This is a genomic window from Nostoc sp. CCY 9925, assembly GCF_963920935.1.
GTDB lineage: Bacteria > Cyanobacteriota > Cyanobacteriia > Cyanobacteriales > Nostocaceae > Nostoc.
This window is the reverse complement of sequence record NZ_CAWUDO010000187.1, coordinates 1-8,085: the sequence shown is the minus strand read 5'-3', so window position 1 is coordinate 8,085 and position 8,085 is coordinate 1. Positions and strand designations below refer to the sequence as shown.

Below are 8,085 nucleotides of genomic sequence, written 5' to 3'. Positions count from 1 at the left end.
ACAATGATTATCATTTTTACTATCTGTATATTTTATTTTCTGGAAGTCCCTAAGCTCCACACAAAGCAATGGAACTATTGATGAATCTTATGAAAATTCTGGTGGGGTGTAACTATGAGAAGGACATCTCAGCAATTAATTCAAGAACTTTCAACAATTATTGACTTTCACTTTGCCCATGCAGTGGTTGAATGCTACGTCGAAATGCAGCAACGATTTCTAGCTGGCGACTGGCAACCAACAGAACTAGACGGTGGGCGATTTTGTGAAGCAATTTCGCGTTGCTTGCTTCAAATGGATACCGGAAAGATTGATCATCGAAAATTACCTGGTAAAATTCGTGAGGATTTATTAAACAAAAATATTCCTCATCAACTTGGATCGAAGGATCGTTATCATTTGACTAAAGTGATCGAGGTTGTATATGGATTTCGTTCCGATCGCGGTGCTGTTCACATATCAACCGAGTACACCGCAAACTATATGGATTCAATGCTGGTGCTTCATGCAAGCAAATGGATTTTTGCAGAATTTCTCCGCCTAGTTTGGAATCGAGATCGAAAGGTTGTTGCAGAAACCATTGCCCAAATTGTTCAACTAGAACATTCAGTAATTCATGAATTGGATGGAAAACCTCTAGTTCTGGCAAGGGATATTTATGCAACGGATGAAGTTCTGTTGCTGCTATATCATGCAGCCAATAATCGCTTGAGTCGGGCTGAACTACGTGAACATGCTGTCAGCCAGAACCCTCAAAACGTTAATGTTGCTATATCTAGGCTAATCAAAAGTAAGGATATTCGACCTGTTGCAGAGGATGAAGTTGCTCTAACCCCTAATGGTCAAAAACGAATCCTTGAGCAGGTATTGCCTAAGCTCGTCCCCCAAAAATAGAATTCCTAGTTCAATTGCAGGGTAAGCATTTATCAAATCCCATCTAAATCATGGCGAAGATAGCAGATGATGTAACAAAGTGAAGATTTCTTAAAGTAGTTCCAAGTAAATAAGGCTACATGTCAGCTTCCAGTTACTCTATGTTTAAGGATAAATAGATACTTTACAAGCGATCGCACAATCATGGACGACAGCAAGGCATTGTTTGACTACTGGCATGACCGAGTTCGGCTGAAAAACTCTGAGTTCATTGCAGATCCTGGACACGTCAAAACCCAGGATCTACGCCATGATTGTACCAACTACGATGAACTTTGGTGTAGCCCCGAAGTTCAACGACTGGAGGAACCAGAGCGTAGTAGGGTTATTGCTATTATTAAGTACGAATGTACAGCCAAAGTTCTACAAAATCGGGCTGGTCGTCTGCGCGATCGCGCTAATGAGCTTGAAGCAGCTTGTAATGAACAAGATCAACAAAAATCCAAACTTCTGGGTTTGATCAAAGTATTACAAGAGAAACTGTTTGGCAAAGATAAAGAAATTAAAAGATTAGAAGCACGGATTGCCTCGTTAAAAGCGGAAAATGAAGCCTTCCGATCTGAAGCTGAAAAGAGTAAAGCTCAGGTGGAATTGGTTAAAGAACTGGAGCAGCTTAAAAAGAAATACAATGAAGTTGAGAAGCGAAGACAGGAATTAGCTCAAAATAATAAGAGTTTAGGTGGGAGAGTTGCCCATACCAAACGGTATAAGCAGCAAAGAGATGAAGCAAGAGCTTTAATTGAACAGCAGAAACAGCAAATTGCTACATTAGTTCAAGAGAGTCAGCGTCTTCGTGAAGAGAATGAAAGACTCGCTCAAAAATTAAAATAAGTGGATCGACAAAATGCTCTAAATTTGGGACGCTCGATAGGAATCATGAAACTTCAAGAGCTAAAAGCTAAAGTCTACGAATTAGCTGGAGTAAACAATACCAAACAACTTAAGGCGAAAATTAAGGATATTAAGACGTTAGATATGCGTCTTAAAGCCTCCTGGCAAAAAACTATTGCTATTCTTCAAAAACCGCAAAGCGAGTTTGAGAATTGGTTGGAAAATCCACCTGAAGAATACAAAGATATTTTTTCTGAAATTACAGAAGTATCTCAAAAATATGATCGGAAATCAGCACAGACGAAACAGTTAGCGCAAGAGGTATTGTCAATAGCGAATGATCTCGAAGAGCTAGCAGAAGAATGTCAAGACGAAGCAGATCAAATGAAGCAAGAAGTTAAAATAACTAGACGGATTTCAAAACAAGCTAGACTAAACTAGTTTTGCCATCAGAGGACAGCTAACAAGTTGCTGCGCCGGAACGGAAGCATCAGTATTCAAAATTAACAAGCTAAGTCAGTATTTCACCATTACCACCGTAAATGGCTAAAATCAAAAGTGTTTACTTAACGTATTTTTCCTAAAGGTTTTGGCTACTGTATCTTGTCCCCGCTGCCATCAACTCGTTGATAGTCAAGCTATTAGTTGTCCTTATTGTCGGATAACACTCAAAGCTTACGGTCATCCCGGTATTCCCTTGCACCGTGCGACTGGGGACGGGTATCTGTGCGACACCTGCACCTATCATGCTGATGACACTTGCAATTTTCCCCACCGTCCCCATGCCAAAGATTGTACCCTCTACCAAAATATTGAAGAGACAAAATTAGATTTAGAACAGCAGCGTTACTCCAAGAATTTTGCGGTAACTGTAAAAACTTGGCTAAAACGCAATCAGGCTTTGTTGTTGCTATTGGGTTTATTGTTATTCTGTTTGCTGTTCGTTATCTCAACATCTTGAATTTCTGTTTTTTGGGGATTCGGGAATCAGGGAGATGGCCAGATGAGGGAGAAAGTAATTCTTCTTTCCCCCCATCTCCATATCCCCTTATCCCGCCATCCTCTTCCCGATGCCCCATGCCCAATGCCCAATGCCCAATGCCCAAACCTTTAGGCTGTGGTGATTTTGGGGGCTTCAGTATTAGGCTCAAGTACTATAGGTAGTGCTTCTTCTTCAAATACGGCTAAGTCGAACCAAAAAGTGGTACCAATGCCGACTTCACTTACTAAATGGACTTTACTACGATGTCTGTCGATGATGTTTCTGACAATCGATAAGCCTAAACCAGTGCCTTCTAGGGTATGAACTCGGTTTTCTACGCGGAAGAAGCGTTCAAAAATTGAGTGTTGGTCTTCTGTGGCGATACCAATTCCAGTATCAGAAATTTCAATTCGTACTGGAGAAGATTGGGTCTGATTGGGCTTAGGATCTAGTTGGTAGGCGCGGATTGCTACTTTACCGCCAGCTTTTGTGAATTTCAGAGCGTTACCAATCAAATTACCAAATACTTGCACCAACAAATCATAATTACCTACTACCAAGGGCAAATCAGGAGCAACTTCTTGAATGAGTTCAACACATTTATCTTTAGCATTGAGTTGGTAAGTACGGAGCGTTTGTTCGATCGCTTGGGCTAAATCCACTCCATCAAAGCTATAATTACGACCAGATTCGAGTTTTGACAAATCTAAAACATCGTTAACTAAGCGAGTCAGGCGATCGGTTTCATGGTTCACTGTTTGCAGAAACTCTTGCCGTTCTTTTACGCCCAAGTCTTCGCCGTAGTCGTGCAAGGTTTCAATATAGGTTTTGATGTTGAATAAAGGCGTTCGCAGTTCGTGAGAAACGTTGCTGATAAATTGGCTTTTGGCTTCGTTTAATTCCACTTCGCGGGTGATATCCTGGACTGTAATCGCAATGCCTTTGATGCTTTCTCTTTGCGAGTTAAGTACTGTAGTCAAGAGAATCCGAATTGTTCGTTGGATAGGTTGGTTGAGAAAAATCCGGAATTCGGCACTTTCACATTCGCCTGCGGCCATTTCGTACAAAGTACGAGTGATTTCCATCTGTACCGCCGGGGGTAAGTGATGCAGGACATTGCGGCCTACCACTTCAGCTGCTTCCCAACCGAAAATTCTCTGGGCTGTGGGGTTAACTAAAATCACCTGCATATTATTATCAATCAACACAGCACCATCAGCGATGGTGGAAACTAAGGTTTCTAGCTTCGCTTTTTCTGCGGTGAGTTCTTCGATATTTTGTTCTTCATAGCGCTCTAAGCGCTCTGCCATTTCATTAAAGCTGAGAATTAACTCCCCCAGTTCGCCCCCTAAAGGTAAATCAATCCGCTGCTTGAAATTCCCAGTAGCAATTTCTTTTACTCCCACCAGCAGTTCTTTAATTGGCTTGGTGATGGTCAAAGCGTTAATTACTCCTGCCAAAATCACCATTACCCAAATGGTGATAAAAACCGCAATGGTGACATCGCGGGTAAAATTCGTAGAGATAACAGCCGTCTGATTGGGATTGATACCGATCGCTAATACACCCAAGTATTTTTTATCAACGATCAAGGGAATAAATACATCCGTGACTGTACCAGATGGGGTTGTATGTTGTCGCACCATCGGCTTTTCCCCATCACCAGGGTACTCTTCTGGCAGTTGTATCCGCCGCTCAATGGTGAGGGAGTTTTCTACCTCCGGTTCCCAAAAAGGAATGCCAAAAAAGATTTTCCCAGTTTCATCGGCATACAGCATGTAACGCACACTAGAGGTGCTGCTGTAGAAGCGTTGGGAAAATTGGGCAACTTCAGTCAGATTATTATCAGCCACTAGGGGGGCAACATTGGCAGCAAGCAGCAGTCCCAAATCACGCCCGAAGCGGGTGTCATTTATCCGTGCATCCTGCTGAATGGTGTTCACAGCCCAGAAGGTCAAACCACTCATCACCAAGGAGACTACCATTGTCGCCACAGCCAAGAGTTTGGTCTGGAGGGTGAACTCAGACCACCAACTAGCGATTGCATCTCGAATTGTTTTTAACAGAGCTAGCATCTTAAATAAAGTTGTTAGTAGTCCTTGTTATAAACCCCAACAACTAAAAAATTAACAGTTAATTTGACAAATATGTTAGGGATGAGGGGGGAATCAGGAAAGTAGAAGGGACTGGGGATTGGGGAGTGCTATATCAAACAGAAAATTAACGCTAACGTCCAGCCGTCCTTCATCAGTGGGTTTTTTACCGCGTTATGGATAATGTCTAACTTGGGCATAGCTTAAGTATAAGTCAGCCTCGCTGGCTAATGAAAATCAAGGCTGGCTTAAAGCTTATGGGGTTTGCTCCTCCTGCTTCCTAGTCACCACTCTATGACCAATATCTCTCCGGTAATATATCCCTTCAAATTGAATATATTTGATCCCTGCATAGGCTTGGGCGATCGCTTGCTCAAAATCTTCTCCAGTTCCAGTTACATTTAATACTCGTCCTCCATCTGTTACTACTTGTTGTTGCTGGTTCAATTTCGTGCCTGCGTGAAATACGGTTGCTCCGGCTTTTTCTGCTGACTCAATGCCATAAATAACCTTATTTTTCGCATATTCTCCCGGATAACCGCCGGAAGCAGCAACGACTGTGGCAGATGCTCCTACTTTCCAAGCAATGGGTGGTAATTCGCCTAAACGCTGCTGTACACAGGCTAAAAGCAACTCTTCTAAAGGTGTGTCTAACAGTGGCAAAATCACCTGGGTTTCGGGATCGCCAAAGCGGCAGTTAAATTCCAAAACTTTGAAGTTGCCATCAGGTGCAATCATTAATCCAGCATACAGTACACCACGGTAGTTAATGCCTTTGGATCTTAAGGAGGCGATCGCTTTTTCTAAAACTTCAGTTTGCACGCGCCCCATTAACTCTGGTGTCGCAATGGGTGTGGGCGCATAGGCTCCCATCCCGCCAGTATTTTCCCCCGTATCGCCCTCACCAATCCGCTTATGATCTTGGGCTGGTAGCAACGGTCTAATTGTTAACCCATCCGTTAACGCTAAAACTGATACCTCTTGCCCAATTAAACATTCTTCAATGACTACAAATTTACCAGCACTGCCAAACTGTCCTTGAAAAATCGCATCAATGGCACTCTGGGCTTGTTCAACTGTTTGGGCCACCGTTACGCCCTTACCAGCCGCTAAGCCATCAGCTTTGACAACAATTGGTGCTCCCTGAGATTTAACGTAAGATTTTGCTGCTGTTGCGTCCGTAAATACCGCAGCCCGCGCTGTAGGAATCCCGGCTTCCTGCATCAGGGCTTTTGCCCAAGCTTTGCTGGCTTCAATCTGCGCTCCTGCTCTGACTGGGCCAAATACCATCAGTCCTTTGTCTTGGAGATAGTCTGTGATTCCCTTGGCCAAGGGGACTTCTGGCCCGACTATCACCAGAGTAATGCCATATTTTAGAGCATATTGGCTTATACCCTCAAAATCATCTACTGCCAGGGGCAAGTTTTGGCAACGTTCCATAATTGCTGTGCCCCCGTTCCCTGGTACACAAACAACTTGCTCAACTTGCTCAGATTGCAGCAGTTTCCATGCCAGAGCGTGTTCGCGCCCCCCATTCCCTACAACTAAAACTTTCACTGATTTCCTCGTGCGTTCCTTGCGAAACGAGAATGCCCTATTCGGCTCTCGCGGATCAATTTTTCCATTAATTCTCACACTTGTGCAAGTCCCCCATGAGTGTTGCATTCAATGGGAAGATGAGGAGAGGGGGGGACAAGGGGATAAGGAGAATGATTAATGACCAAGGTTATTAATAGTAAAAACTAAATAAATATACTGAAACATTTTAAATAGAACTATTTTTTAAGTATTTTTAATGATTTTTGAGCATTGAAATCATTAGTAAAAAAAATCCTTCTTAGGTAATGACGATTATTGGTTACAAGTATTAACCTGTGAATGTAGAGATTAATTAAAATATCAAAAAATACGCAACATGGGTAAAATTATCGTCACTGGAGTCGCTGGTTTTATTGGTTCTCATCTAACAGAAACATTGCTGCGACAAGGAGAAGAAGTCATTGGAATTGATGAATTCAATGATTATTACGATCCGATGTTAAAGTATAAAAATATTGCACACTTCAATGGATCGCCGGGCTTTACATTAATTGAAGCAGATATTCAGTTTTTAGATTGGCATCAACTCCTCAAAGATGTGGATGTAGTTTATCACCAAGCGGCACAAGCAGGTGTCAGGGCGAGTTGGGGTAAAGGTTTTGCAAGTTACACAGAACGAAATATTAACGCTACCCAAATCTTGCTAGAAGCTGCCAAAGATGCTAAAAATCTCAAAAGGTTAGTGTTTGCCTCTTCGTCGAGTGTATATGGTGATGCGGAAACGTTACCTACGCACGAGGGAATTTGTCCCCAACCAGTTTCTCCGTATGGGATTACGAAGTTAGCGGGTGAGTTTTTGTGTGGACTATATTACAAAAACTTTGGCGTACCATCTGTATCATTGCGCTATTTCACAGTTTATGGGCCGAGACAGCGCCCAGATATGGCATTTCATAAGTTCTTTAAATCGATTTTGCAGGATGAGGCAATTCCGATTTACGGCGATGGACAGCAAACACGGGAATTTACGTTTGTTAGTGATATTATCGCCGCTAATTTAGCCGCAGCGATCGCCCCCGCAGCAGTGGGGGAAATCTTTAATATCGGCGGTGGTAGTCGGGTAGTTTTAGCAGAAGTTCTAGATACAATTGAACAAATCGTTGGCAAACCAATCAAAAGAAATTACATAGAAAAAGCGATGGGAGACGCCCGTCACACTGCTGCTGATATATCTAAAGCCCAGAAAATTCTCGGATATCAACCGCAAGTCTCGCTAACAGAGGGTTTAACAAAGGAATGGGAGTGGATTAAATCTTTGTATTGAAAAGTATTTTCTATCCTCCTAATTTTCTTTTTAGGGACTTCCAAAAAATAAAATATTCCACATTATTTGTACATTTGTAGGGTAGGACAGCTGTCTTACCCTACGATGGCATATTTTTTTATTGGAAATCCTTTAGCTGGTTTTCAAAACAACACTTTAGTACACAGTACGCTTGCGATCGCTTTTACGAGTATAGGACTTACGCACTGTAAAAATTGGCTATTATGTGCATAATGATTGGTTCACAACACAAGTCTGTTGGTTCACAACACAAGTCCTTTGGTTCACAACACAAGTCCGTTGGTTCACAATACAAGTCTGTTGGTTCACAACACAAGTCCGTTGGTTGACAACACAAGTCCGTTGGTTGACAACACAAGTCC

7 protein-coding genes are annotated in these 8,085 nt (G+C 42.4%); 5 read left to right on the top strand and 2 right to left on the bottom strand.

Annotation, left to right across the window (positions count from 1 at the left end):
• Positions 1 to 114: 114 nt before the first annotated feature.
• The 4 genes from ACM0OY_RS38610 to ACM0OY_RS38595 all read left to right on the top strand — a co-directional run bounded on the left by ACM0OY_RS38610 (position 115) and on the right by ACM0OY_RS38595 (position 2,725).
• On the top strand, positions 115 to 894 hold the full coding sequence (locus tag ACM0OY_RS38610) for a hypothetical protein (protein ID WP_414573997.1): 780 nt from the start codon (positions 115 to 117) through the stop codon (positions 892 to 894).
• A gap of 183 nt (positions 895 to 1,077) precedes the next feature.
• The gene (locus ACM0OY_RS38605; protein ID WP_414573996.1) at positions 1,078 to 1,764 is read left to right on the top strand and encodes a hypothetical protein; all 687 of its coding nucleotides are present in this window, start codon (positions 1,078 to 1,080) and stop codon (positions 1,762 to 1,764) included.
• Between the two features lie 45 nt (positions 1,765 to 1,809).
• On the top strand, positions 1,810 to 2,205 hold the full coding sequence (locus ACM0OY_RS38600) for a hypothetical protein (RefSeq protein ID WP_414573995.1): 396 nt from the start codon (positions 1,810 to 1,812) through the stop codon (positions 2,203 to 2,205).
• Positions 2,206 to 2,353: 148 nt separating this feature from the next.
• On the top strand, positions 2,354 to 2,725 hold the full coding sequence (locus ACM0OY_RS38595) for a hypothetical protein (protein WP_414573994.1): 372 nt from the start codon (positions 2,354 to 2,356) through the stop codon (positions 2,723 to 2,725).
• Positions 2,726 to 2,874: 149 nt separating this feature from the next.
• On the opposite strand, the gene nblS is transcribed toward ACM0OY_RS38595, so the two are convergent.
• Both nblS and purD read right to left on the bottom strand, forming a co-directional pair.
• Positions 2,875 to 4,821 (bottom strand): two-component system sensor histidine kinase NblS, encoded by a 1,947-nt coding sequence (gene nblS / locus ACM0OY_RS38590; RefSeq protein ID WP_414573993.1) that lies wholly within the window; start codon positions 4,819 to 4,821, stop codon positions 2,875 to 2,877.
• 273 nt (positions 4,822 to 5,094) lie between these two features.
• A complete protein-coding gene (purD, locus tag ACM0OY_RS38585; protein WP_414573992.1) occupies positions 5,095 to 6,396 on the bottom strand; it encodes a phosphoribosylamine--glycine ligase in 1,302 nt (433 codons plus the stop codon).
• Between the two features lie 358 nt (positions 6,397 to 6,754).
• Between purD and ACM0OY_RS38580 the strand changes: the two genes are divergently transcribed.
• Complete coding sequence (locus ACM0OY_RS38580) at positions 6,755 to 7,702, top strand: NAD-dependent epimerase/dehydratase family protein (protein WP_414573991.1); 948 nt, start codon at positions 6,755 to 6,757, stop codon at positions 7,700 to 7,702.
• Positions 7,703 to 8,085: the final 383 nt, after the last annotated feature.

Coding starts and splice junctions, on each gene's coding strand:
- ACM0OY_RS38605 (WP_414573996.1), top strand. CDS start 1,078: ATGGACGACAGCAAGGCATTGTTTGACTACTGGCATGACCGAGTTCGG.
- ACM0OY_RS38580 (WP_414573991.1), top strand. CDS start 6,755: ATGGGTAAAATTATCGTCACTGGAGTCGCTGGTTTTATTGGTTCTCAT.
- ACM0OY_RS38610 (WP_414573997.1), top strand. CDS start 115: ATGAGAAGGACATCTCAGCAATTAATTCAAGAACTTTCAACAATTATT.
- nblS (WP_414573993.1), bottom strand. CDS start 4,821: ATGCTAGCTCTGTTAAAAACAATTCGAGATGCAATCGCTAGTTGGTGG.
- ACM0OY_RS38600 (WP_414573995.1), top strand. CDS start 1,810: ATGAAACTTCAAGAGCTAAAAGCTAAAGTCTACGAATTAGCTGGAGTA.